The organism is Streptomyces sp. NPDC111520 (assembly GCF_055635295.1).
Window position 1 is genome coordinate 150,880 of record NZ_JBVKBW010000001.1, and the last position, 23,987, is coordinate 174,866.

The 23,987-nt window shown below is 73.6% G+C and carries 21 protein-coding genes and 2 pseudogenes; 11 read left to right on the forward strand and 12 right to left on the reverse strand.

Annotation, left to right across the window (positions count from 1 at the left end; all coding sequences use genetic code 11):
• Nucleotides 1–16: 16 nt before the first annotated feature.
• The 4 genes from ACZ7MY_RS00685 to ACZ7MY_RS00700 form a co-directional block, all read right to left on the reverse strand.
• Nucleotides 17–1,714, reverse strand: a complete 1,698-nt coding sequence (locus tag ACZ7MY_RS00685) for a carbohydrate binding domain-containing protein (protein WP_499598306.1) — start codon at nt 1,712–1,714, stop codon at nt 17–19.
• Nucleotides 1,715–1,880: 166 nt separating this feature from the next.
• Nucleotides 1,881–2,525 carry an SCO2207 family protein gene (locus ACZ7MY_RS00690; RefSeq protein WP_499598308.1) on the reverse strand — a complete coding sequence of 215 codons (645 nt, stop codon included), beginning with the start codon at nt 2,523–2,525 and terminating at the stop codon, nt 1,881–1,883.
• 120 nt (nt 2,526–2,645) lie between these two features.
• Nucleotides 2,646–3,635 carry a CapA family protein gene (locus tag ACZ7MY_RS00695; RefSeq protein WP_499598311.1) on the reverse strand — a complete coding sequence of 330 codons (990 nt, stop codon included), beginning with the start codon at nt 3,633–3,635 and terminating at the stop codon, nt 2,646–2,648.
• 33 nt (nt 3,636–3,668) lie between these two features.
• Complete coding sequence (locus ACZ7MY_RS00700) at nt 3,669–3,902, reverse strand: hypothetical protein (protein WP_499598314.1); 234 nt, start codon at nt 3,900–3,902, stop codon at nt 3,669–3,671.
• Between the two features lie 64 nt (nt 3,903–3,966).
• Between ACZ7MY_RS00700 and map the strand changes: the two genes are divergently transcribed.
• The 5 genes from map (at nt 3,967) to ACZ7MY_RS00725 (ending at nt 9,216) form a co-directional block, all read left to right on the forward strand.
• A complete protein-coding gene (gene map / locus ACZ7MY_RS00705) occupies nt 3,967–4,815 on the forward strand; it encodes a type I methionyl aminopeptidase (protein WP_499598316.1) in 849 nt (282 codons plus the stop codon).
• 123 nt (nt 4,816–4,938) lie between these two features.
• Entirely contained in the window at nt 4,939–6,078 is a 1,140-nt protein-coding gene (efeO, locus tag ACZ7MY_RS00710; RefSeq protein WP_499598318.1) for an iron uptake system protein EfeO, read from the forward strand.
• A gap of 19 nt (nt 6,079–6,097) precedes the next feature.
• Nucleotides 6,098–7,351 carry an iron uptake transporter deferrochelatase/peroxidase subunit gene (gene efeB, locus ACZ7MY_RS00715; RefSeq protein WP_499598319.1) on the forward strand — a complete coding sequence of 418 codons (1,254 nt, stop codon included), beginning with the start codon at nt 6,098–6,100 and terminating at the stop codon, nt 7,349–7,351.
• 16 nt (nt 7,352–7,367) lie between these two features.
• Entirely contained in the window at nt 7,368–8,339 is a 972-nt protein-coding gene (gene efeU, locus ACZ7MY_RS00720; protein WP_499598320.1) for an iron uptake transporter permease EfeU, read from the forward strand.
• On the forward strand, nt 8,263–9,216 hold the full coding sequence (locus tag ACZ7MY_RS00725; protein ID WP_499599311.1) for an SCO2278 family lipoprotein: 954 nt from the start codon (nt 8,263–8,265) through the stop codon (nt 9,214–9,216). Before efeU ends, ACZ7MY_RS00725 begins: the two co-directional genes overlap by 77 nt.
• Nucleotides 9,217–9,241: 25 nt before the next feature.
• Here ACZ7MY_RS00725 and ACZ7MY_RS00730 read toward each other — a convergent pair whose 3' ends face one another.
• Complete coding sequence (locus ACZ7MY_RS00730; protein WP_499598322.1) at nt 9,242–9,988, reverse strand: bifunctional DNA primase/polymerase; 747 nt, start codon at nt 9,986–9,988, stop codon at nt 9,242–9,244.
• A gap of 427 nt (nt 9,989–10,415) precedes the next feature.
• Between ACZ7MY_RS00730 and ACZ7MY_RS00735 the strand changes: the two genes are divergently transcribed.
• Entirely contained in the window at nt 10,416–11,087 is a 672-nt protein-coding gene (locus tag ACZ7MY_RS00735) for a biliverdin-producing heme oxygenase (protein WP_499598324.1), read from the forward strand.
• Between the two features lie 2 nt (nt 11,088–11,089).
• Here the strand turns inward: ACZ7MY_RS00735 and ACZ7MY_RS00740 are convergent, their stop codons facing one another.
• The 4 genes from ACZ7MY_RS00740 to ACZ7MY_RS00755 form a co-directional block, all read right to left on the reverse strand.
• The gene (locus ACZ7MY_RS00740) at nt 11,090–12,472 is read right to left on the reverse strand and encodes a serine hydrolase domain-containing protein (protein WP_499598327.1); all 1,383 of its coding nucleotides are present in this window, start codon (nt 12,470–12,472) and stop codon (nt 11,090–11,092) included.
• Nucleotides 12,473–12,548: 76 nt separating this feature from the next.
• Nucleotides 12,549–13,697: a YeiH family protein gene (locus ACZ7MY_RS00745; RefSeq protein ID WP_499598330.1), complete on the reverse strand. Its 1,149-nt coding sequence runs from the start codon at nt 13,695–13,697 to the stop codon at nt 12,549–12,551.
• Nucleotides 13,694–14,257 (reverse strand): cysteine dioxygenase family protein, encoded by a 564-nt coding sequence (locus ACZ7MY_RS00750; protein ID WP_499598332.1) that lies wholly within the window; start codon nt 14,255–14,257, stop codon nt 13,694–13,696. The genes ACZ7MY_RS00745 and ACZ7MY_RS00750 overlap by 4 nt, the downstream gene beginning before the upstream one ends.
• Nucleotides 14,258–14,367: 110 nt before the next feature.
• Nucleotides 14,368–15,273, reverse strand: a complete 906-nt coding sequence (locus ACZ7MY_RS00755; RefSeq protein WP_499598334.1) for a LysR family transcriptional regulator — start codon at nt 15,271–15,273, stop codon at nt 14,368–14,370.
• 171 nt (nt 15,274–15,444) lie between these two features.
• Here ACZ7MY_RS00755 and ddaH point away from each other — a divergent pair, with 171 nt between their 5' ends.
• Nucleotides 15,445–16,260: a dimethylargininase gene (gene ddaH, locus ACZ7MY_RS00760; RefSeq protein ID WP_499598336.1), complete on the forward strand. Its 816-nt coding sequence runs from the start codon at nt 15,445–15,447 to the stop codon at nt 16,258–16,260.
• 19 nt (nt 16,261–16,279) lie between these two features.
• Nucleotides 16,280–17,821, forward strand: a complete 1,542-nt coding sequence (locus tag ACZ7MY_RS00765; RefSeq protein WP_499598339.1) for a phytoene desaturase family protein — start codon at nt 16,280–16,282, stop codon at nt 17,819–17,821.
• Between the two features lie 16 nt (nt 17,822–17,837).
• Here ACZ7MY_RS00765 and ACZ7MY_RS00770 read toward each other — a convergent pair whose 3' ends face one another.
• Nucleotides 17,838–18,833 (reverse strand): small ribosomal subunit Rsm22 family protein, encoded by a 996-nt coding sequence (locus ACZ7MY_RS00770; protein WP_499598341.1) that lies wholly within the window; start codon nt 18,831–18,833, stop codon nt 17,838–17,840.
• 970 nt (nt 18,834–19,803) lie between these two features.
• On the opposite strand from ACZ7MY_RS00770, the gene ACZ7MY_RS00775 reads away from it, so the two are divergent.
• Complete coding sequence (locus ACZ7MY_RS00775) at nt 19,804–21,099, forward strand: MFS transporter (protein ID WP_499598344.1); 1,296 nt, start codon at nt 19,804–19,806, stop codon at nt 21,097–21,099.
• Nucleotides 21,100–21,120: 21 nt separating this feature from the next.
• On the opposite strand, the gene ACZ7MY_RS00780 is transcribed toward ACZ7MY_RS00775, so the two are convergent.
• Nucleotides 21,121–21,996 (reverse strand): aminoglycoside phosphotransferase family protein, encoded by an 876-nt coding sequence (locus ACZ7MY_RS00780; protein WP_499599313.1) that lies wholly within the window; start codon nt 21,994–21,996, stop codon nt 21,121–21,123.
• A gap of 203 nt (nt 21,997–22,199) precedes the next feature.
• On the opposite strand from ACZ7MY_RS00780, the gene ACZ7MY_RS00785 reads away from it, so the two are divergent.
• A complete protein-coding gene (locus tag ACZ7MY_RS00785; protein WP_499598346.1) occupies nt 22,200–23,129 on the forward strand; it encodes a DUF6891 domain-containing protein in 930 nt (309 codons plus the stop codon).
• Between the two features lie 17 nt (nt 23,130–23,146).
• On the opposite strand, the pseudogene ACZ7MY_RS00790 reads toward ACZ7MY_RS00785, so the two are convergent.
• Nucleotides 23,147–23,657, reverse strand: a pseudogene (locus ACZ7MY_RS00790) (Rossmann-fold NAD(P)-binding domain-containing protein); the annotation flags it as partial.
• Between the two features lie 3 nt (nt 23,658–23,660).
• Between ACZ7MY_RS00790 and ACZ7MY_RS00795 the strand changes: the two are divergent.
• Nucleotides 23,661–23,981: pseudogene (locus ACZ7MY_RS00795) on the forward strand (MmyB family transcriptional regulator); the annotation flags it as partial.
• Nucleotides 23,982–23,987 lie beyond the last annotated feature (6 nt).

A 23,987-nucleotide genomic window follows, 5' to 3' on the forward strand; every position in this document is an offset into this window, starting at 1 on the left:
GGGGGCGGGGGTGCGATCAGCCGGTGAAGCCGGCGGTGATCGAGGTGAACTGCCAGGTGCTCTGGTTGATGCCGGAGCAGTTGCTGGTCACGCCGCCACCGGGGCACGGGCGGTCCCGGTTGACGGCCCAGTAGGCGAGCCGGGCGATGTGGTGGGAGTTGGCCCAGTCCCGGATCTGGGTCCAGATGGCCGGGGTGGTGGTCTCCTGCTGGTCGCTCAGCCCGTTCATGCCGGAGATGCCCAGGTGGGCGTAGGCGGTGGCGTCGTCCCAGCCGAAGGTGGACTTCAGCTTGGCCTTCAGGCCCTCGGCGGCGTTCACGGTGTTGCCGTACATGTCGGCGCCGCCGCCGAAGTCGAACGGCATGATCGTGAAGACGTCGATGTCGGCGCCGAGCGCGTTGGCCCGCTCGACGAGACGGTTGCCCCAGTAGCTCGGGCCGGTCGTCGACGTGCCGAAGGTGATGATCGTGCGGATGCCGGGGTTGTTCTGCTTGACGATCTTCAGGGCGTTGAGCACGCGGTCCTGGACGACCTCGCTCTCGAACTCGTCGGTGTTCTCGATGTCGACGTCGATCGCCTTGAGGCCGTAGGCGTCGATCACCTTCTGGTAGGCACCGGCGAGCGCAGCGGGCGTGGAGCAGTTGGGCCCGAGCTTGTTGCCGCTCCAGCCGCCGATGGACGGGACGATGTCGCCGCCCGCGGCGCGGATCGCGTTGATGGTGGACTGGTCGGTGCCGCCGGTCAGCGGACGGGAGCCGTCCCAGGCGGGGTTGCAGCCGCCGGAGGAGAGGATGAAGGCCATGGTGAACCACTTGATGCCGGTGGCGCTCATCACCGTGGCCGGGCTGGGCGGGTCGCCCCAGCCGAGGTAGAGGTAGGGCGCGGCCTGCTTGAAGCCGGTGCCACCGCCGCCGCCGGCGTTGGTGGTGACGCTCACCGCGTTGGAGGCGGCCGAGGTGTTGCCCGCGGCGTCGCGCGCCTTGACGGTGAAGGTGTAGGCGGTGCTCGCGGCCAGTCCGGTGACGGTGGCGGAGGTGCCGGTCACGGTGGTGGCGAGGATGCTGCCGCGGTAGACGTCGTAGCTGGTGACGCCGGTGTTGTCGGAGGAGGCGTTCCAGGACAGCGAGACGCTGGAGGCGGTCTTGCCGGTGGAGGTGAGGCCGCTGGGCGCGGTGGGCGCCTGCGTGTCACCGCCGCCCCCGCCGCCGGGGCCGTCGAGGCTGATGTCGTCGGCGTTGTAGGCGCCCTGGGCGTACCAGCCGTGCACGTAGATCTGGACGCTGGTCTGCGCGGCGCCGGTGGTGAAGGGGACGGTCAGCTGGGAGTACGAGGCGGCGGACGGGGTCCAGGTGGACGCGCCGCCGGTCACGCCGAGGTAGACGTACGCGCCGCGCACCCAACCGGAGAGCGTGTAGGCGGTGTTCGGCTGCACGGAGACCGTCTGGGTGCACTGGGCGGTGTCGCTGCTGCTGACGGCGCCGGCGAGTGCCTTGGTGCCGCCGTGCACGGGGCTGCCGACGACCGATCCGCCGGAGCAGGACCAGCCGGAGAGGCTGCCGCTCTCGAAACCGGGGTTGGTGACGAGGTTGGCGGCGTGGGCGGTGCCGGGCAGGGCGATCAGGCTGCCCGCGGCGGCGAGGAGGGCGGCGGTGAGGCCGGCGAGGATGCGGGATCTGCGTGATCCCGGGCGGGGGACATGACGACGGAAGAGCACGTGACCTCCCTGTGGGGGGCGGGGGGCTGCGCTGTGCGAGTGGTCTGGACCGTTGGTCTGGACCTGTCATCGCGGATTGAAGCGAACTGTCGTGCTCCCGTCAAGAGGTCCGGACCACCACCGCTTCCTGGTTCGGCAGTGGCCCGGACCGGCCGCGGTGTCCCGGTCAGCCGACGCGTTCGATGCGCGCCTTCCTGATGAGGAACTTCCCGGGCTCCCGGACCTGCTCGAAGGCCGCGTTGTTCAGCAGCGCGCAGCTCCCGGAGGTCGAAGTCACCGACACCGTGGTCGACTTGTTGTTGTCCAGGTTGGTCACCCTGAGCCTGGTGCCCAGCGGGAACTGGTTGCTGGAGGCGGCGGGCGCACCGGCCTCGCCGGAGAGGGTGACCGTCGATCCCGCGCAGACGACCTGGCCGCCGCCGGCCGGCGGCGCGGCCTGGCCCTGGCCCTGGTTCTGACCCTGACCCTGGTTCTGATTCTGGCCCTGCTGGTTCTGGCCCTGCCCGGCGGGGGCGGCCGGCGCCGCGGGCGCCGCCTGGGCGGCTCCGCAGCCGGAGGCCGCCCGCTGCACGTTGATCTGCTGGATCACGGCCTCGCGGTTGGCGATCCTCGCCGCCGACTGGGAGTCGGGGTTGGCGCGTTGCCCCGCGATGAAGCTCTCGTTGTTGCGCAGTGCCTGGTCGAGCCCGTCGCACACCACCGAGGCGTGGCCCATGCTCATCGTCACCACGGCGAAGCCGCCGGCCAGGGTCGCCGCCCCGGTCACGAGCGCGATCTTCTGCTTGGTGCTCATCGTGCGCTTCCTGGACATGGGGCCCCTTTCCTCCGACCGGCCTTCGGTCGGTTCCGGTCCACGTGCCCTGGGAAACGGAGCGCGGCTGGTCTGGACCTCAATCCGTTCGGAATCTCGGACAGGAAGGGGGTGCGTGTGCTACGGGCGGGTAGCCTCGGCGTCCCAGCGGACCACCAGCCGTCCGCCCTCCTCCGTGACCTCGTGCCCGAACGCGGCGCAGGCGCGTCGGAACCGCCGTGCGATCCAGGCCCGTTCACCGCGGTCGGCCAGTCGGGTGAAGCAGAGGTCGAGGGCGATCGGCACCGCCTCCAGCCGGACGGGGCGCCGCCCGGCGGGGTCGAAGGTGACGAGGAAGAGCAGACCTCGGTCGTTGCGCAGCCGCGGGTCGGTCGCGTAGTCGTCGACGAAGTCCCCGAGGTCGTAGAGCACCCCGTCCGTCACGCCGTGGAAGACGTGCGCGGAGGTGCCCGCCACGAGCGTGGCGCCCGCCGTGCGCAGGGCCGATGCGGCGTCGCGGATGCAGCGGGCCGGACCGGTGGTCATGTTGGGCCCCCAGTGCGGGGTGACGAGTACCGCCGGGGCCCGCGCGCGCAGGCCCGCGACGCCGTCGGTGAGCCAGCGCGGGACGCCCCCGGCCAGGTCGGCGTAGGCCACCCCGGGGCGGTTCGGTCCCGCGGCGTACTCCGGCGGATGGTCGGTGACGCCGAGGACGCCGAGGGCCGGGGAGCCCCCGACGCCGCCCAGCACCACCGGTGCGCGCGCCGCGGCCTCGTCCGGTCCGGCCCCGACGGCGGCGATCCCGGCGCCGGCCAGGTGCTCCAGGGTGTCCAGCAGCGCCGTCCGGCCGTAGTCCAGGGCGTGGTTGTTGGCCAGGTTGACGCAGCTGACGCCCAGGTGCGTCAAGGCGCGCACGGCGAGCGGCGGGGCGCGGAAGAAGAAAGGCTTGAACGGGTCGGGCCAGGGCTCACCGCGGTCGGAGATCGCGCACTCCAGGTTGAGGACGAAGAGGTCCGCCTCCCGCGCGGCGGCCACGACCTCCTCGGAGAACAGCGCCTCCGCGGGGGCCTCGGCCAGCCGCGCGGCGACCGTGCGGCCGAGCATGGTGTCACCGGCCAGACCCAGCTTCACCCTTCCATCGTGCACCCGGCCCCCGCGGCCCGGTCAGCCCTCCTCGTCCTCCCGCGCACGGTCCTTCCAGCGCGGGTCGTTCTCCCACTGCAGGTTCCGCTCGGCGGCCGTCTCCATCGCCCGCTCCGCGTCCGCGCGGCTCGGGTACGGCCCCATGCGGTCCTTGGCGGGGCAATCCGGCCCCTCCTCGACCTTGTGGTGCTCGATGCAGTAGAACCACTCGCCGGGCTTCCCCGCGGGCTTGCGGACTCGCCTGAACAGCGCCATCGTCCCTCCTCGTACGACGTCCTGCCGCCATGCTGCCCGACCGGCCGCCGATACACTCGCTGACATGTCTGTCCTGGTTCCCGGCAAGCTCTCCCCCATCCGTCCCGTGCCCGCCTCGATCCCGCGTCCGGAGTACGTGGGCCGGCCGGCGCCGCGGCCGTACGACGGCCCGGAGGTGCAGTCGGCGGAGACGATCGAGAAGATGCGGATCGCCTCGCGGATCGCCGCGCGGGCCATGGAGGAGGCGGCGAAGGCGATCGCGCCCGGCGTCGCCACCGACGAGCTGGACCGGATCGCGCACGCGTACATGTGCGACCACCAGGCCTACCCCTCGGACCTCGGGTACCGGGGCTTCCCCAAGTCGCTGTGCTCCTCCATCAACGAGGTCATCTGCCACGGCATCCCCGACTCCACCGAGCTGCGCGACGGCGACATCGTCAACCTGGACGTCACGGCCTACATCCACGGGGTGCACGGGGACACCAACGCCACCTACTTCGTCGGTGAAGTCGCCGAGGAATCAAGGCTGTTGGTGGAACGTACGCGGGAATCCCTGAATCGCGCCATCAAAGCGGTGAAGCCGGGGCGGCAGATCAATGTGATCGGCAGGGTCATCGAGTCCTATGCCAAACGATTCAATTACGGCGTCGTGCGCGACTTCACCGGCCACGGCATCAATACCGCCTTCCACTCCGGCCTGATCGTCCCGCACTACGACGACCCCCGCGCCACCACCGTCATGAAGCCGGGGATGACCTTCACCATCGAGCCGATGCTGACCCTGGGCACCCACGAGTACGAGATCTGGGACGACGGCTGGACGGTCGTCACGAAGGACCGCAAGCGCACCGCGCAGTTCGAGCACACCCTTGTGGTGACGGACACAGGCGCGGAGGTACTGACACTCCCTTGACCTTTCCATTGCCTTTCCTTTGCGAAAAGCAGAAGAAGGCGCAGGGAGCCTCGGATAGGTTAGGCAAGCCTTTCACAGGAAAGGCTTGCCTAACGTGTTTTCCCTGAGCCTCCTGGAGATCGCATGTCCGCCGTCCGCATGTCCGCCGTCGCCGCCGCCGCCGGCATAGTGGTCGCCGTCACCGCCGTCACCGGATGCGCGGAGAAAGCGGACGGCAAGGCCTCCGACGCGATCACGGTGACCGCGACGGACAGCAAGTGCGAGGTCTCCAGGACCAGTTTCCCGGCCGGGCACGTGCAGCTGGCCGTCGAGAACAAGGGCTCCAAGGTCACCGAGGTCTACGTCTACACGCCCAGCGACCAGATCGTGACCGAGCGGGAGAACATCGGCCCCGGCACCAAGGCCACCATCACCGCCGAGATCAAGGCCGGCACGTACCAGATCGCCTGCAAGCCCGGCATGCAGGGCGACGGCATCCGGCAGAAGATCACCGTCACCGGCAAGGGCGCCGCCAAGGGCGACCCCCGGCTGGACGCCGCGGTGGCCGCGTACCGCACGTACGCGCAGGAGCAGGCCGACCAGACCATCCCGGTGGTCCAGCAGTTCGCCGACGCCGTCAAGGCGGGCGACGTGGAGAAGGCCAAGTCCCTCTTCGCGCCCTCCCGCGTCGGCTGGGAGCGCACCGAGCCGGTGGCGGAGTCCTTCGGCGACATCGACCCGCTGACCGACACCCGCGAGGACGGCCTGGAGGACGGCCAGAAGTGGACCGGCTGGCACCGGCTGGAGAAGTCCCTGTGGCAGGAGAAGAAGGCCGGCGCCGAGGAGGGCGCCCTCGCCGACCAGCTCGTCACCGACCTGAAGGACTGGCAGACCCGCGTCGGCAAGGCCGACATCACCGCCACCAGCATGGCCAACGGCGCCAAGGAGCTGCTGGACGAGGTCGCCACCGGCAAGATCACCGGTGAGGAGGACCGCTACTCCCACACCGACCTGTCGGACTTCCAGGCCAACGTCGAGGGCGCGATGAAGGCCTACGAACTGCTGAAGCCGGTCGCCGCCGAGAACGACGCGGCCCTGGCCGCCGACCTCGACAAGCAGTTCCCGGCCCTGACGGCGCTGCTCGACAAGTACCGCAAGGGCGGCAGCACCACGGAGTTCGTCTCCTACGAGACCGTCGGCAAGGACCAGCGCAAGGAGCTCTCGGACGCCGTCAACGCGCTCGCCGAGCCCCTGTCGAAGCTCGCCGCAGCCGTCGCCAAGTAACCCGAGGGGGCACCGGACCATGTCCGAGGAGACCGTCACGTCGCGCCGCAAGGTGCTCGGCTGGACCGGAGCGGGCGTCGTCGTCGCGGCCGCCGCGGCGGGCGGCGGCGTGGCCGCCGTCCGCGCCGGGGACGACGTACGGCCCGCCGGCGCGGCGGGCAGCGCGATCGCCTTCCACGGCGAGAACCAGGCCGGCATCACGACCCCGGTGCAGGACCGGCTCCACTTCGCTTCCTTCGACGTCAAGACCGAGGACCGCGAGGAACTGGTCGCGCTCCTGAAGGAATGGACCGACGCCGCCCGCAAGCTGACGCAGGGCCGGCCGGTCGGCGAGGGCGCGGTCGGCGGCCTCGCCGAGGCCCCGCCGGACGACACCGGCGAGGCGCTGGGCCTGCAAGCCTCGCGGCTCACCCTCACCGTCGGCTTCGGGCCCTCGCTGTTCACCACGAAGGACGGCGGGGACCGCTTCGGCCTCAAGGCGCACCGCCCCGCGGCGCTGGTGGACCTGCCCAAGTTCCCCGGCGACGCCCTCGACCCGAACCGCAGCGGCGGCGACCTGTGCGTCCAGGCCTGCGCGGACGACCCGCAGGTGGCGGTGCACGCCATCCGCAACCTGGCCCGGATCGGCTTCGGCAAGGTCGCGATGCGCTGGTCGCAGCTCGGCTTCGGCAAGACCTCCTCGACCACGCCCGATGAGCAGACCCCGCGCAACCTGATGGGCTTCAAGGACGGCACGCACAACGTCGCGGGCTCCGACCGGGCCGCGCAGGACGAGCACGTGTGGGTCGCCGCGAAGGACGGCCCCTCCTGGATGGCCGGCGGCTCGTACCTGGTCGCCCGCCGCATCCGCATGCACATCGAGACCTGGGACCGCACCCCGCTGCGCGAGCAGGAGCAGATCTTCGGCCGGACGAAGGGCGAGGGCGCCCCGATCGGCAGGCAGCGCGAGCACGACACCCCGGACTTCAAGGCGATGCTCCCGGACGCACACGTCCGGCTGGCGCACCCGGACAACAGCGGTGTGACGATCCTGCGCCGCGGCTACTCCTTCACGGACGGCACCGACGGCCTCGGCCGCCTGGACGCCGGGCTGTTCTTCATCGCCTACCAGCGCGACGTCCGGGACGGCTTCGTGCCGCTGCAGATGCGGCTGGCGAAGCTCGACTCGCTCAACGAGTACATCCAGCACGTGGGTTCGGCCGTCTACGCCGTACCGCCGGGCGTCCGCGACGAGGACGACTGGTGGGGCCGCGAGCTCTTCCAGAACGACTGAGAGGAAGTGACCGGCGGTGTTCGCCAACTACCTGATCGGACTCCGGGAGGGCCTGGAGGCCAGCCTGGTCGTCTGCATCCTGGTCGCGTACCTGGTGAAGACCGGCCGCAAGCAGAAGCTGCCGCCGGTCTGGCTGGGCGTCGGCGCGGCGGTCCTGGTGAGCATGGCCTTCGGCGCCGCCCTGCAGTTCGGTTCCTCCACGCTCACCTTCGAGGCGCAGGAGGCGCTGGGCGGTTCGCTGTCGGTCGTCGCGGTCGGCCTGGTGACCTGGATGGTCTTCTGGATGCGGCGCACCGCGCGGCACCTGAAGGCCGAACTCCACGGGAAGCTGGACGCCGCGATCGCCATGGGCACCGGCGCGCTGGTCGTCACCTCCTTCCTCGCCGTCGGGCGTGAGGGGCTGGAGACCTCGCTGTTCATCTGGACCGCGGTGCAGGCCACCGACGACGGCGTGCGACCGCTGGTCGGCGCGGTCCTGGGCCTGCTGACCTCGGTGGTGCTGGGGTGGCTGTTCTACCGGGGCGCGCTGCGCATCAACCTCGCCAGGTTCTTCACCTGGACGGGCGCGATGCTGGTCGTCGTCGCGGCGGGCGTGCTCGCCTACGGCTTCCACGACCTGCAGGAGGCGGGCTGGCTGCCGGGGCTGACGGCGAGGGCCTTCGACATCAGCGACGTGGTGCCCCCCGACTCCTGGTACGGGACGCTGCTGAAGGGCGTGTTCAACTTCCAGCCGGACCCGACCTGGCTGCAGGTCACGGTCTGGGCGCTGTATCTCGCGCCCACGATGTTCCTCTTCCTGCGCCCCGGTAGGGTTACCGCGCCGGCCGTGAAGCCGTCCGCCGCAGCCCCGAAGGAGCCGACGTCCGATGACCCGCAGGCCGCGATTCCTGCCAGCGCTCGCCCTGTTGACGTTGACGGCGGCACCGCTGACCGGGTGCGTGACGGTGCACGGGGAGCGGGCGCTCATCCCGTCGGTGACGAAGGCTGAGGCCACCGAGGCACTGGACCGCTTCACCGAGGTCAACAACGAGGCCAACCGGAAGCTCGACGCGAAGCTGATCTCCACCGTCGAGTCCGGCCCCCTCGGCGCCGTCGACGGGGCCGGTCTGCGCGCCCGGCACAGCGTCGACCCGGGCGGCGACCCGGACTTCAAGGCGCTGAGCCTTCGCGACCCGCGCTTCCTGATACCCCGCCAGGTGGGCTGGCCCAAGTGGTTCGTGGCCGACGTCGCGCCGGACTCGGACGGCTCCGGCCCCGGCACGAACCGGTGGCTGATGGTCTTCGAGCGGGGCGGCGCGCGCGAGGGGTGGCGCGTTTCGTACGTCGCCTCCGTCCGGGCCTCCGCCGTACCGGAGTTCGCCCGTGACGGGCAGGGTCACGTGGAGCCGGTGGCGGCCGAGCGCTCCGGACTGGTCGTGGACCCGGGCGAGCTGGGCGGTGCCTACACCGGTTACCTGGCCGAGGGCGACGCGAAGGACGTGTCCGTGTTCGCCCCGGGCTCGTCCACCTCGGAACTGATCACCAGCCGGGCCAAGACCGCCCGTACCGCCCGCTCGGCCACCCAGTTCGCCGACCAGCCCGCCACGGAGGGGGACTTCGCGCCGCTGGGGCTGCGCACCGAGGACGGCGGCGCGCTGGTCTTCTTCGCCACGCACCACACGGCGAAGGTCACCATGCTGCGGGCGGGCGTCACGCCGCAGGTGGACGCGTACACCGAGGCGCTGATGACCGGCACCCCGAAGAAGTCGGTCACGCTGGGCCGGATCGCCCGCCAGGCCGTGCTCGTCCCGGCGGCGAAGGACGGCGGCGGTCAGGTCGTCTTCCTCACCCGCACCGTGGGCCTGGTCGCCGCGCGCGGGGAGTGACCCGCGGGGGGCCGTGCCGCGGGGGTCAGTGCAGCCAGCCGACCGTCTCGGGCTCGGGCTCGACCTGGGCGCAGGCGTCGGTCAGCACCGCGAGCAGCGGCAGCGGGTCGGGCAGCGGGCGGTCCGGACCGTGGCCGGCGACCCAGGCGACGGTGGCGCCGGAGGGCAGCCGGGAGGGCGGCAGCAGCACATAGCTGGCGCGGCAGTGCCAGCGCAGGCCCGGGTGCTCGTCGAGGGTCTCGGGATGGCAGTCCAGCTCGCACGGCCACCACTCGTCCTCGTCGGCCGTGGCGCGGGTGGCGGTGAAGAACAGCATCCGCCCGTCGGAGACCGCGACGGGTCCGGTCGCGGAGCCCTCGGCGGCCAGCCGCTCCAGGGCCATGCGGCCCGCCTCCGCGGGTACGTCCAGGACGTCGTGGGCGATGCCGGTGGCCGTGATGAAGTTGGCCAGCGGGTGCGCGCGCAGCCAGCGCCTGACCTGCTCGGGGTCGGTGGTGGCCTGCGTCTGCCAGGCGAAGGAGACGGGGTGCGTGCCCGGGGTGGGACAGCCGATCCGGTCGCAGGAACAGCGGTAGCCGGAGACCGGCGAGGGATGGGCGGCGGGCGCCAGCGGCAGGCCCGAACCCGCGGCCTCCAGCAGGAGTTCGTCCCGGCGCAGGTCGTCCCCGTTCCGGCCACCGGCGGCCGCGCGGACCGCGGCCCCGTCCATCCCGGCACCACGCTCCCCCGCCTTGCGGCGCAGCCAGTCGGACAACCTGCCCTTGGTGACCATCGAGCCTCTTTCCTCGCCCCGTGAACCCTTGCTCCACCCTACGTAACGAGGGAAAGGCCGTAGGCGGAATCCACGGATGGTGGAAACCATCCTGCTCCCCGTCCGCATTCCGGTGTCACGCGGGGTCCCCCTGAAGGGGTGATGTCGTACGCCCCGCCGTACCGGGGCGAAGCACGACGGGGACGCCCATGAGGGATTTCACGGACATACGGGAATGATTTCCTCGTCACCGCTGCTCGCGACGCACGGCGCGACGGCCCGCCAGGGCCGCGGGTCCGTGAGCACCGTCACCCGCGGGCCCACGCGCCGACCGCCCTGGCGGGCGGATCCGCGCTAGCCTGGTTTTCCGACAGCTTGTCGGCAACCCATTGACTTAGGGTGTCCTAAGTTGCGACGATTCCTGCAGGCCCGACGCAGGAGGATTCCCTTGACGCCAGCCCACGGCTCCGTGTCCGCACCGTTCTCGGCCGTCATCCGCTCCGCGAGCCACGACCGGCACAGCGAGGCGGAGAACTCGACCTTCCTCGGCGACCTGCTCGGCGGACGCCTGGGCGTCGCCGCGTACACGCGCTACACCGAGCAGCTCTGGTTCGTCTACCGGGCCCTGGAGGGCGCCGCGGCGGAACTCGCCGGCGACCCCGTGGCCGGCCCCTTCCTGCGCCCCGAGCTGTCCCGCGTCGCCGCCCTGGAACGCGACCTGGACCACCTGCTCGCGCCCGGCTGGCGCGAGTACGCCGCCGCGCTGCCCGAGACCCTCGCCTACACCGGCCGCATCGCCGAGACCGCCCGCGTGTGGCCGGCGGGCTACGTCGCCCACCACTACACCCGCTACCTCGGCGACCTCTCGGGCGGCCAGGTCATCCGCGGCATCGCGGAGCGGACCTGGGGCTTCGCCCGCAAGGGCGACGGCGTGCGCTTCTACGTCTTCGAGGCGATCGGCAACCCCGCGGCGTTCAAGCGCGAGTACCGGAGCCTGCTGGACGCCCTGCCGGTCGCCGAGCTCGAGAAGCAGCGCGTCGTGGACGAGTGCCGGCGGGCCTTCGCCCACAACTCGGCCGTCTTCGCGGCGCTCGGCCGCGAGTTCCCCCTGACGGCCTGACGCTAGTCGACGGGGGCGGTCCAGCCGGCGGGGTCGACGCCGCCCGGGACGGGGGCCGCCGGGTCGTAGGGGGTGCGGGTGAAGACGAAGGAGCCGAGGTCGAGGTGGCTGACGGCGCCGTCGGGGGTGCGCACGACGCGGAGGGTCTCGCCGTCGTAGTAGCCGTCCAGGCCGGTCCAGGTGCCGTCCGGCCGCGCGCGGAAGCGGGCGCCGCGTGCGGTGCCGGAGAGGGCGGCCAGCTCCAGGTCGCGGCCGGCGCGCAGGCGCAGGACGTGCGGGGCGGTGCCCCAGTACCAGGGGCCGGTGAGCGCGAGCAGGTCCGGGTCGGGGTCGGAGAGGGGCCGCCAGGGCTCGGGGATGCGGGGCTCGCGTTCGGCGACGAGGCGCAGCAGGTCGGCGGCGATCGACGTGGCCGGGGCGCCGGTGGTGGAGTTGGCGAGGACGACCGCGCCGAGGCCCTCGGCGAGGTCGCACCACAGCCCGGCCACGAAACCGGGCATCGAACCGCCGTGACCGACCAGCACCCGGTCGCCCGGGGCCTTCATCAGCTGTACGCCGAGGCCCTGGTCGCCGCCCGGAGCGGCCGGCCGGCGCATCTCCTCCAGCGTCGCGGGCGCCAGCACCCGCTCGTCGCCCGCGGCGAGGAAGGCGCCCCAGCGGCACAGGTCGTCGGCGGTCGACCACAGTTCACCCGCGGGGGACATCCGTCCGGTGTCCTGCACGGCCTCGGCCATCATCAGGTCGGCGTACGGGTGGACGGCCCAGCCGCCGGCGTGCGGGGCCCGCGGGCGGCGCGTCGTGCGGGTCATCCCCAGCGGTTCCAGGACGTCGGAGGTGAGCACCTCGTCCCAGGGCGTGCCGTCGTGGAGCGCCTCGACGACGGCGCCGAGGAGGGCGAACCCGGGGTTGGAGTAGTGGTGGCGTTCGCCGGCGGGGTGCAGCCGCGGCGTCTCGCCGAGGAGGTCGGCGGTCTCCGGGCGCAGTTCACCGGGCGTGCGCTCCCACCAGGGGCCGGGGGTCTCCGCGGCCAGCCCCGCGGTGTGCGTGAGGAGTTGGCGCACCGTGACCCCGTCGGCGGGGGTGCCGCCGATGTGCTTCTCGACGGGGTCGTCCAGCCCGAGGCGCCCCGCGTCGCGCAGCCGCATCACCAGGACGGCCACGAAGGTCTTCGTGAGGGAGCCGATCCGGTACTGGGTGTCCCCGTCCGGGGCGTGCCCGTCCACGCAGGAGCGGGCCCCGGTCCACACGGCCTCGCCGTCCCGTACGACGGCCGCCACGAGGGAGGGGGTGCGGCTGTGGGACTGGGCGACCGCGACGCGGTGCAGCAGCGCCCGGCGGGTGTCGGGGAGCAGGGCGTCGTCGGGCTCGGTCTGCGGTGTCGGCATGAACTCACCCTAGGCGCTGCCGTCAAGCGGGTTCCCCCGGCCACCCCGGGGTGCGGTGCGCGCACCGGCCGAGGCGTCAGCCGGTCAGGAGCACACCCGCGTAGGACACGGTGGCGATGAGCGTCCAGGAGATCAGCCCGACCGCCGCCACCCGCGGCCCGGTACGCGCCAGGACGGGCAGGTTCACCATGCTGCCGAGCCCCACCATGGCCATGGCCAGCAGGAGTTGCTGCACCTGCTGCGCGCCGTCGAGCACGCCGGCCGGCATCAGCCCGGTGCTGCGTACGCCGATCATGACGAGGAAGCCGACGACGAACAGGGGCAGCAGCGGGGTGCGTCGCGCGGAGGCCGCGGCGTCCGGACCCTCGGCACCGGAGACGGCGCGCCGCCGGCGCAGGCCGTAGGCGACGGCGGCGACCAGCGGCGCCAGGAGCGCGACCCGCATCAGCTTGACCAGCACCGCCTCGCCGAGCGCCGCGGGGCCCGCGGTCTGCGCGGTCGCGACGACCTGGCCCACGTCGTGCACGCCGGCCCCGGTCCAGCGGCCGAACTGGACGTCGTCCAGGCCGAGCGGGTGGTGCAGCAGTGGGAGCACGCCGATGGCGAGGGTGCCGCAGAGCGTGACCAGGGCGACGGAGGCGGCGACGTCCTCCTCGTCGCTGCCGGAGACCTGGCTGACCGCGCCGATGGCGGAGGCACCGCAGATGGAGTAGCCGGTGGCGATGAGCAGCGGCTGGTCGCCGCGCAGCCCCATGCGGCGGCCGAGCCAGAGCGTGCCCCAGAAGGTGGCGGCCACGACGCCGACCACCATGCCGGCCGTGGCCCAGCCGAGGCCGAGCACGTCGTCCAGGCCGAGCTGCAGCCCGAGCACGACGATGCCGACCCGCATCAGCCGTTTCCCGGCGAAGGTCAGCCCGGGGCGGGCGCGGCCGCGCAGGGTCGTGCGCAGGCCGGGCAGGTTGGCGGCGGCGATGCCGAGGACGACGGCGGTGGTGGGCACCGGCACGGCGGGCAGCAGCAGGTGCAGCGCGGTGGCCAGGGCGGCGCCGAGGACGGCGAGCAGCAGGCCGGGCAGCACGGCCACGACGGCCCGGCGGCGGCCCGCGCCGCTTCCGGCGGGGCCCTCGGCGGGACCGGCGGCCGGGGTCGCCCCGGCGGGGGCGGTCGCGGGCGCGGCCGGGCGCGTGTGCGTCAGGGGGCTGCGCGTCGGGGTGCGGAGGTTCACCGTTCGCCGACCGGCAGCCGGTAGACACGCCGCACGCTGGAGCCCAGGCGGGAGATGTCGGCGCCGTAGATGTGCAGCGATATCGCCTTGCCCGTGCCGCCGTTCCACACCTCGTGGATGTCGCCCGGCGGCGCGAAGCCGCAGACCTCGCCCTGGGCGTTGACCACGTCCTGGGTGGGGACCAGGCGGGAGCCGGCGCCGTCGGGCACCAGCCGGTAGCGGCGCTCGTGCTCCCGGCCCAGGTGCACGCCCGTGACGCACCACGACACGTGGTCGTGGATGGAGGTGCGCTGCCCCGGCAGCCAGACCAGGGCGACGATGGAGAAGCTGCCGTCCTCCTCGGCGTGCAGGACGTGCTGGCGGTAGCGGTCCGGGTCGCCCTCGGTGTGCCGCCCGGCCAGCAGGTCGGGGGCGCCGAGGTGCGGGGCGAGCCGTTCGCCCACCAGGTGCGCCGTCGGGCCGGGCGGCAGGCCGCGGCCGACGGTCTCGCGCACCTCGTCGACGAGGCGGGCCAGCCGGGCGGTGGGCGCGGAGAGCGCCGGAACGGTCGCGGAGGTCATGCCCGCAGCGTCCGTGCGCGCGGGCCCACGCGTCCACTGACAGTTCCTTCACTCCGCTGTGCCCCTCCTTATGGATGGGGCGACGGACGGGGCGGACGGCGCTCCGGCGGTCAGCAGCCGCTGCGCCGCTCGGCGACCGTCCGGAGCGCGTCGAGCACCAGGGCGGCGGCCGGGATCCGCAGGTGGTCCCGCGGCACGTACGCCGCCACGCGGCGGCGGGAGACGGGGTCGAGCGGCCGGCCGGTGACCCGGTCCAGCCGCATGAACGACAGCACCAGTCCCGGCATCATCGCGACCCCCAGGCCCTCGGCGACCAGTGACTGCACCACGAGGTTGTCGTCGGTGGCGAAGGCGATGTCGGGGGCGAAGCCCAGCTCGGCGCACTCGTGGAGGAAGTTGACCCGGCAGCGCATGCAGCCGGCGATCCAGCGCTCGCCGGCCAGGTCGCCGAGCCTGACCGAGCGGGAGCCGGCCAGCCGGTGCCCGGCCGGCATCAGGACCATGAGCTGGTCCTCCAGCAGCGGGATCTCGACCAGGTCGTCCGGCACCGCCTCGTGCAGCCCCGGGTAGGTGAAGGCCAGCGTGATGTCGCACTCGCCGCGGGTGACCCGCTCCAGCGAGTCGGGCGGTTCGTCGCCCAGCAGCTCGACCCGTATCCCGGGGTGCTCGGCCGCGAGCAGGGCCAGCGCCTCGGGGATCAGGGTGGCGTTGGCGCTGGGGAAGGCGCACAGCCTCACCCGGCCGGTCTCCAGCCGGGTCACCGCCCCTATCTGCTCCCAGGCCACGGACATGCTGTCGAGGATGGCCTCGGCGTGCCGGGCCAGCGCCTCGCCGGCCTCCGTCAGGCGCATGCGCCGCCCCACGCGGACGAAGAGCGCGGTGCCCACCGAACGCTCCAGCGCCTTCATCTGCTGGGTCACCGCGGGCTGGGTGTAACCCAGCGCCACGGCCGCGGCGGAGTAGGAGCCGGCCGTGACCACGGTATGGAACGTCTTGATGTGCCTGGAATCGAACACCCATGAATCATAAGAGGAACTTGGGTCAACCCGGCACGGGGCCTCCCGGTGCTTCTGGGACCGCTGCGCCGGGGGGTGTTTGCGTCCGCAATCCGGTGCGCGGCGTCCGCTGCGGGTCCACCATGTCACTACGGGTCACACGGGCCTCAACCACACCGCGAGGAGCCTTCATTGAGCGCAGCGCGCACCGCCTCGTACCGCCGGTATCTGATGTGTCCTCCCACGTACTTCCGCGTCACGTACTCCATCAACCCCTGGATGGACCCCACGAAGCCGGTCGACCCCGCGCTCGCCCTGCTGCAGTGGGAGGACCTCCGCGACCGCTACCGCTCGCTGGGCCACACCGTCGAGATCCTGCAGCCGCTGACGGGCCTGCCCGACATGGTCTTCGCCGCCAACGGCGCCACCGTGGTCGACGGCCGGGTCTTCGGCGCCCGCTTCGCCAACCCCGAGCGGGCCGCGGAGGCGCCCGCGCACCGCGAGTGGTTCCTGAACCGCGGCTACGGCGAGGTGCACGACCCGGACCACGTCAACGAGGGCGAGGGGGACTTCGCCGTCACCGAGAGCTGGCTGCTGGCCGGGAAGGGCTTCCGCAGCAGCCCCCTGTCGCACGCCGAGCTCCAGGAGTTCTTCGGCCGCCCCGTCATCGGCCTGGAGCTCACCGACCCGCACTTCTACCACCTGGACACCGCGCTGTGCGTGCTGTCCGGCGACGAGATCATGTACTACCCGGACGCCTTCTCCCCCGGCAGCCGGGCGGTGCTGCGCCGGCTCTTCCCCGACGCGCTGACCGCCACCCGCCAGGACGCCGCGGCCTTCGGCCTCAACTGCGTCAGCGACGGCCTGAACGTCCTGGTCCCCGCCGGGGCCACCGGGCTGCTGCGGCGGCTGCGGGAGCGCGGCTACGAGCCGGTGCCGGTGGACATGTCCGAACTGCACAAGGCCGGCGGCAGCGTGAAGTGCTGCACCATGGAGCTGCGCGACTGAGCGTGATACGAAGGGGCGCATGTCGCAGCAGCTGCCCCTCCGCACCTCGTACGACGCCGTGATCGTCGGCGGCGGCCACAACGGCCTGGTCGCCGCCGCGTACCTCGCCCGCGCGGGCCGTTCCGTGCTGCTGCTGGAGCGGCTGCCGGGCACCGGCGGCGCCGCGGTCTCCACCCGGGCGTTCACCGGTCTGGACGCACGGCTGTCCCGGTACTCGTACCTGGTGAGCCTGCTGCCCCGGAAGATCGTCGACGACCTGGGGCTGCGCTTCGCGGTGCGGCGCCGGCGCATCTCCTCGTACACCCCGCACGGCGACGGCGGGCTCCTCGTCGACGCCGAGTCGCCGTCCGCGACCCGCGAGAGCTTCGTCCGGCTGACCGGCTCCGACCGCGACTTCGAGGCCTGGCGGCGCTTCTACGGCATGACGCAGCGGGTCGCCGAGCGGGTCTTCCCGACGCTGACCGGGCCGCTGCCCTCCCGAGCCGGTCTGGAACGGACCGTGGACGACCCGGAGGCCTGGTCGGCGCTGTTCGAACGGCCGCTGGGCGAGACCGTCGAGTCGCTCTTCGAGGACGACGTGGTGCGCGGCGTGGTGCTGACCGACGCCCTGATCGGCACCTTCACCCATGCCCACGACCCCTCCCTGCTGCAGAACCGCTGCTTCCTCTACCACGTCATCGGCGGCGGCACGGGCGACTGGGACGTCCCCGTCGGCGGCATGGGCGCCCTCACCGACGCCCTGGCGGACGCGGCGCGCGCGGCCGGGGCGGAGATCGTCACCGGCACCGAGGTGACGGCGGTCGAGACCGACGGCACCCGGGCCGAGGTCTCCTTCGAGGGCGGCGTCGTCGGCGCCGGCCACGTGCTGGTCAACGCCTCCCCGTACACGCTGGCCGGGCTGCTGGGCGAGGCCGCACCGCCGCGACCGGAGGGCGCCCAGCTCAAGGTCAACATGCTGCTGCGGCGGCTGCCCCGGCTGCGCGACACCTCGGTGGACCCGCGCGACGCCTTCGCCGGCACCTTCCACATCGCCGAGTCGTACACCGGGCTGGAGCGGGCCTACCGCGAGGCGGCCGCGGGCACGGTGCCCACGGCGCCGCCGTCCGAGATCTACTGCCACTCGCTGACGGACCCCTCGATCCTCTCCCCCGAGCTGGCAGCCCAGGGCGTGCACACCCTCACCCTGTTCGGGCTGCACGCCCCGGCGCGGCTGTTCGCCGACGACCCGGCGCAGGCGAAGGAGACCCTCCTCAAGGCCACCCTGGCGCAGCTGGACGCGGTGCTCGCGGAGCCGCTGGCGGACTGCCTGGCGGTGGACGCGGACGGGCGGCCGTGCGTCGAGGCGAAGTCCCCGCTCGACCTGGAGCGGGAGGTCGGCCTGCCCGGCGGCCACATCTTCCACCGGGACCTGGCCTTCCCGTACGCGGAGTCGGGCGGCGGCGCCTGGGGCGTGGGGACCGCGCACGCGAACGTGCTGCTGTGCGGGGCGGGCGCGGTGCGCGGCGGCGGGGTCAGCGGAGTCCCGGGGCACAACGCGGCCATGGCGGTGCTGGGCGGCTGACGCCTGACGCCGGGCGCTACTCCTGCTCGTGCTCGGCCGCGGGCGGCCACGCGTCGCCCCAGGCGACGTCGCGGGCCGCGCGGTACAGCGGCCCGTGCCGCTTGGTGACGGTGTCGCGGCGCAGGCCGTCCTCGACCGTGCAGAGGTCGATGAGGACCTGCCCCTTGCGGATCTGCGGGTGCCGCACCACGCGGTCCGGTGCGCCGGTGCCGGCGGCGGGGAAGCGGGCCGCGGCGACGTAGCTGAACTTCTCGTCCTCGTACGGCAGGGAGCCGCCCTTGACCTGCCGGTGCAGCGAGGTACGGGCGACCCGCGCGGCGAAGTGGCACCAGTCCGGGGCCGTCACCGGGCAGGTGCCGTCGTGCGGGCAGGGGGCGAGGACGTGGAAACCGTCCGCGACGAGCCTCTCGCGTGCCGCGAGGACCCGCGCGTACCCGTCGGGGGTGCCCGGCTCGACGACGAGCACGGCGCCGCGCGCCGCCCTGGCGGCCTCGGCGACGACCGCGTCGCGGTCGGGGCCCGTCAGTTCGCCGATGACGTACGACAGCGTGACCAGGTCCGCCTCCGGCAGCCGGGCCCCGCCGCCCAGCGGCGTCTTCTGCCAGCGCGCGTCCCGCACCGCCGGGTGCTCCGACTCCGCGGCCAGCTCACGTCCGAGCGAGAGCGCCGCGTCCGACCAGTCGAGGACGGTGCTGGTGTGCGTCCCGTCCTCCCAGGCGTCGGCCACCGCCCAGGTCGCGGCGCCGGTCCCGCCGCCCACGTCCAGGTGGCTCGCGGGCGCCCACTCCCCCGCCCGTGCCCGGAACTCCGCCAGCGCCGCGCCGACCGCGGCGTGGGTGGCGGGCATGCGGTACGCCGCGTAGGCGGCGACGTCGGAGCGGTCGCGGAGGATCGGGGTGCTGCTGGTGGTGCGCCCCCGGTAGGTGGCGATCAGCCGGTCGACGGCCTGGGTGGCACGGCCGGGCGGGAGCCCGTCGAGGAGACCGGCGAGGGCGGATTGCAGGGAGGACACAAGGATCAAGGGTAAGGCCCGCCGGGACCGCCGCGGGCAGGGTGCACGGGAGGTGCCGGGCCCAGCCGCCGGCCGCGTCGTGCGGGGGTGCGGGTCGTGCGCGGCAAGGGCGCGGCCGGCGCCGGCACGGACGGGGACGAGGTCCTGCGACGGCCGGCCGCGTGCCGCCCGGGCCGGGCCCGCGAGTGACCCGCGGCCCTCACGGTGCGGGCCCCTCGTCGAAGGTCCCGCCCCCGGCCCGATCGGCGCCGCACCCCGCCCAACCCACGGAAGCACTCCCCCCACGTGGTGAAAGCACCGCCCGCGGACGACCGGGCAGTCCAAGCCGCCGGCAGTGCTTGGCAGGGGCCCGTCGCACGCGGCCTCTGCGCGCCCTCGACCGGGAAGAGTCGGCACCCCATTCGGGAAGCCCGCCCCGCCGGGCGCTGGAGGCACCAGCAACTGACCCCGGGCGGCGGGGCCTGACCGGGACCCGTCGCCACACGCCCTCACCCCGCCCCCGACCCGCGGGAATTGGCGCGTCGTCCGGCCCACCACGTACGGGTCCGCCGGCACCTGGAGGCACCGGCAGCTGACCCCGGGCGGCGGGCCCTGACCGGGGCCCGTCGTGACCCGCCCTCGCCCCACCCCCGACCAGGAAGGGTCGGCACCCCATTCGGGAAGCCCACCCCGCAGGGCGCTGGAGGCACCAGCAACTGACCCCGGGTGGCGGGGCCTGACCGGGGCCCGTCGCCACACGCCCTCGCCCCGCCCCCGATCGGCGCGAATTGGCGCGTCGTCCGGCCCACCACGTACGGGCCCGCCGGCACCTGGAGGCACCGGCAGCTGACCCCGGGCGGCGGGCCCTGACCCGGACCCGTCGCCACACGCCCTCTCCCCACCCCCGTCCGGAGCGGCCAACACCCGCCCTCGCGGGCGGCGAAGGCGCCGCCGGGGCGGCTGTCGGCGGGACGGCTTAGGCTCGCGCGTCATGACCTCATCGGGATGGCAATCGGACGGTGTACGGCGGGACTTCGGGCGGTTGTGGGGCGCCTACGCGGTGAGCGCGGCGGGGAGCGCGGTCGGCTCCGGGGCCCTGCCGCTGGTGGCCGTCCTCGCGCTGGACGCCACCACTTTCCAGGTGTCCCTCCTCGCGGCGCTGTCGGCGCTCGTGGGCGCCGCGCTCACCCTTCCCCTGGGGGGCCGTGTCGAACGGCGCCGCAAACGGCCCGTCATGATCACCGCCGATCTGCTCCGCTGCCTCGTGCTGCTGTCCGTCCCGGTCGCGGCGGCCCTCGGTGCGCTCACCTTCGCGCAGTTGTGCCTGGTGGGCATCGTGCAGGCGGCCGCGGCCATCGTGTCCGGCGCGGCGAGCACCGCGCATCTCAAGGGCCTCGTCCCACCGGGTGACCGCCTGCGGGCCGTGTCGCGGCTGGAGACCACCAGCTGGCTCAGCCAGAGCGCGGGGCCGCCGATCGGCGGGCTGCTCGTCACCGCCCTCGGGACGACCGTCACCCTGGGCGTGGACGCGTTCTCCTTCCTGCTGTCCGCGCTGGGCGTCCGCCGGATCGGCAGCCCCGAGCCGGAGCCCCCGGCGCGGGCCGGCTCGACCGGCGGCGGCCGCGACCTCCTCGCCGGCTGGGCCTACGTCCTGGGGCACCGCGGACTGCGTCCGCTCTTCTGCAACGCCCTGCTCTTCGGCGGGGCCATCATGATGAGCAGTCCGCTGCTGACCGTCCTGATGCTCCGTGAACTGCACTTCGCCCCCTGGCAGTACGGTCTGGCGCTGGGGCTGCCCTGCCTCGGGGGCGTGCTGGGCTCCCGCCTCACCGCGCCGCTGACCGGCCGGCTCGGCCCGCACCGGGTGCTGCTGCTGTCCGGGGTACTGCGCACGCCCTGGCTCCTGCTGCTCGCCTGGGCACCACCCGGGCACCTCGGGACCGTCGTCCTGATCGCCGCCAACACCTTCCTGCTGGTGGCCGCCGGGGTCTTCAACCCGTCCTTCGCGACGTACCGCATGGCGGCGACGGACGACGCCGTCATGACCCGGGTGGTCACCGCGTGGTCGGTGGGGTCCAGGACGGCCCAGCCACTGGCGATGCTGGCCGGCGGTGCCGTCGCCGCCGTGGGGGGCGTCCGGGTGGCGATCGTCGTGGCGGGCGTGCTGTGCCTGGGCAGCGCCCTGCTCCTGCCGTGGCGTGCGCTGCCGCCGGGGGCCGCGGATCCCGGGCCGGCGGAGACGGGGGAGGAGCGTCCCGTCCCGTCGGGGTCCGGCGGACCCCGCTGATTCCCCGTGCCCGGGACGGCGTCAGTCCGTCGACCCCAGAATGCGGTCGAGCGTCCGGCGCCCCATCCTGCTCATCGTGGGATTGCTCTCGACGTAGTACCAGACGACCCCCATCGCCTGCTCGAACGCCCATGCCCTTCCGCGCTCCCACTCCAGGTCGTCACAGCCCAGTGCCCGCCGGAGCACGTTCCGCGGGCCCGGCTGCAACAGGTGCCAGGCACCCACCAGGTCCAGCGCGGGGTCCGCCGGGCCGAAGCCGCCGGTGTCGAGTACGCCGCCGAGCCGGTCCCCCGCGACCAGGACGTTGCCGGGGATCAGGTCACCGTGGCTCATCACGTCGGCACCCCTGCGCGGCAACTCCCTGAAGCGGCTCCACAGTCGGCGCAGCCGGGGCACGTCGAGCAGCCCCCGGCTCTCCTCGAAGCACTTCGCCATCCAGTCGTCGTGGTGGGCGAGGACGCCGCCACGGCCGTCCCCGCCGAACGGCCGCCCTCGCGTCCCGGCGTCCCGCAGGGCCGCGATGAAGGCCGCGAGGTCCTCGGCGAAGGCCTCCGAACCACTCGGGTCGGCGTCGAAGGCGACCGTTCCCGGCAGCCACGTCTGGACCGACCACGGCATGGGGTAGCCCGCTCCGGGCCTTCCCAGGGCGACGGGTTCCGGAACGGGGAACCGCGACACCCCTGCCAGCTCCGCGCCCGCCCTGGCTTCCCGTTCCAGGACCGCCAGCGCCTCGGCGGCGTCGGCCGGACGCAGCGGGAAGCGCGCCGAGAGGTCGTTCCCGATGCGGAAGACGGCGTTGACCGTCCCGGTCGACGGGACGCGCCGGATCCCCTCGCCGCTCCACTGCGGGAACTGTTCCCGGATCAGGGCCGCGACGGTTCCGGTGGTCACGTCCATGAGGTCGTCGTGCACGGTCGAGGGCCCTCCACAGGTCCGGTCCGGACGACAGCCAGTATCCGGACGCCGGCGCCCGGGTCAACCGGGATTCGCGGTACGGAAGGTGCTCGCGTGCGGTGCGTGCGATGGCTGCGGTGCGTGCGGTGCGTTCCCTGCGTGCGCGGACCGTGGCCCCGGGCGGCGGTCCGTGCCAGGGTGGCCGCATGCTTCCCATCACCGTGTGCAGGGAGGACGGGCGGCGGCACGTCCGGGTCTCCGCGAGCGAGCTGGCGGAACTGGTGGGCGGGATCGGGGGCGGTGACGGCCTGTTCCTGATCGTCCAGCGGATACCGGACCTGCCGGACCACTTCCTCCAGGTGTGGCACATCGCCGGGGACGACCACTACCAGCTGGAGCACTGCGACGGCGGGTACGACCGTCACTACGTGGTGTTCGTGGACACGCCCGACCCCGTGGCGGACGTGGTGGCCGCGATGACCGGCTGGGCCCTCGGCGAGAAGGGCTGGGACGCCGGGCTCGCCTGGACCCGTCTGAAGCGGCGGGCCCCCAAACGGGCCCGCCCGCTCAAGCTCGACGACCACGAGCGCGCGATGCTGGAGGCACGGGTCCGCGAGGTGCTGGTCGGCGGGTACGCCACCCGGGCCGAACTGGCCGAGGTCGCCGAGAAGTTCCCCGTCCCGGGGAGGCGACGGCCGGTCTCCCGCGAGCAGGCGCGCGAACTCGCCGACCGGATGTGGCTGGAGCGCGTGGCGGAGCAGGCGCACTGGACGGGCGAGACCGACCCGGAACGGCTGACCGCCGCGTTCGCGACGCTGGAGGCGGCGGGCGTGTCCGCGCGGGAGCACGTCACCGGCCCCCTCCCGTCCGGCGGCGCCGGGACCGGCGCGGCGGGTGCGCCCGGCGTCCGCGGGTTCGTCCACTTCCACCCCGGGTGCACCGACGCCGCGGCCGCCGGACGCGGACTGCCCCTGTTCTACGGTGGGTTCGACGGCTCGTCCGGGACGACGGCGGCGATCGGCCGGGAGGTCGTGGCGGCGCTCACGGCGGCCGGGCTGCCGTGGGAGTGGGACGGGGAGCCGGACAGCGTCATCACGGTCACCCCGCTGGACTGGCGCAAGCGCCTGATCGGCTAGCCGGCCGGGAGCGCCCGTCACGCACCGCGCCCTCCCCGGAAGGGGACGTCCACCAGTTCCTCCGAGACATCCCAGATGCGCCGGGCGTCGTCGGCGCCGCGCAACCGGCCGTACAACCGCTGCCGTCCGGGAGCGCCGCCCATGTGCGCGAGCCCGCGGGGCTCGTAGAACGCGCCCCGCTCGGCGTCGGGATGGGTGGCGGCGTAGAGCGCGGGAAGCCGCGCGGTCCGTACCGTCCCCACGAGGATGCCGCGCGCGGACAGGGCGCGGATCAGGCGCACGCTCCTGGTGTCCTGGTCGCGGCCGACCTCGGGGCGGGCGGCGAGCAGGCTCGCCGGCGCGACCCCGGGGTGGGACAGGTTGCTGGTGATGCCCCAGCCGCCGGCCTCGCTGCGCCGGGTCGAGTTCGAGGCCGAAGAGCCCGAGCGCGATCTTCGACTGGCTGTAGGCGCGTATGCCGTCGTACGACCGTTCCCGGTTCGGGTCGTCCCAGTTGATGCCGTTGCTGTTCGCCGCGACGCTGATCTGCTGATCTCCCGGATGTTCGCCTCCGGCCTGCGGGAGATGGCCACGCTGCGCGGTCTCGGGTCGCGCGCCGCGGACTACGTCGACCTGCTCCTCGCGCGGAGCGAGGAGTTCCGGCGCATCTGGGACGACCACGAGGTCGGCGTCCGCCCCGGCCAGGTCAAACGCTTCGTCCATCCCGAGGTCGGCGAGATGGAGCTGAACTGCCAGACGCTGCTCGACCCGGAGCAGTCGCACCACCTGCTCGTCTACACCGCGGTCCCGGGCTCCGAGAGCCACGACAGGCTGCGGCTCCTGTCCGCGATCGGCGCGCAGGCGCTCCGCTGACCCCGG

Coding starts and splice junctions, on each gene's coding strand:
- ACZ7MY_RS00690 (WP_499598308.1), bottom strand. CDS start 2,525: ATGTCCAGGAAGCGCACGATGAGCACCAAGCAGAAGATCGCGCTCGTG.
- ACZ7MY_RS00700 (WP_499598314.1), bottom strand. CDS start 3,902: ATGGCGCTGTTCAGGCGAGTCCGCAAGCCCGCGGGGAAGCCCGGCGAG.
- map (WP_499598316.1), top strand. CDS start 3,967: ATGTCTGTCCTGGTTCCCGGCAAGCTCTCCCCCATCCGTCCCGTGCCC.
- efeO (WP_499598318.1), top strand. CDS start 4,939: ATGTCCGCCGTCCGCATGTCCGCCGTCGCCGCCGCCGCCGGCATAGTG.
- efeB (WP_499598319.1), top strand. CDS start 6,098: ATGTCCGAGGAGACCGTCACGTCGCGCCGCAAGGTGCTCGGCTGGACC.
- ACZ7MY_RS00730 (WP_499598322.1), bottom strand. CDS start 9,988: ATGGTCACCAAGGGCAGGTTGTCCGACTGGCTGCGCCGCAAGGCGGGG.
- ACZ7MY_RS00740 (WP_499598327.1), bottom strand. CDS start 12,472: ATGCCGACACCGCAGACCGAGCCCGACGACGCCCTGCTCCCCGACACC.
- ACZ7MY_RS00750 (WP_499598332.1), bottom strand. CDS start 14,257: ATGACCTCCGCGACCGTTCCGGCGCTCTCCGCGCCCACCGCCCGGCTG.
- ACZ7MY_RS00765 (WP_499598339.1), top strand. CDS start 16,280: ATGTCGCAGCAGCTGCCCCTCCGCACCTCGTACGACGCCGTGATCGTC.
- ACZ7MY_RS00775 (WP_499598344.1), top strand. CDS start 19,804: ATGACCTCATCGGGATGGCAATCGGACGGTGTACGGCGGGACTTCGGG.
- ACZ7MY_RS00780 (WP_499599313.1), bottom strand. CDS start 21,996: ATGGACGTGACCACCGGAACCGTCGCGGCCCTGATCCGGGAACAGTTC.
- ACZ7MY_RS00785 (WP_499598346.1), top strand. CDS start 22,200: ATGCTTCCCATCACCGTGTGCAGGGAGGACGGGCGGCGGCACGTCCGG.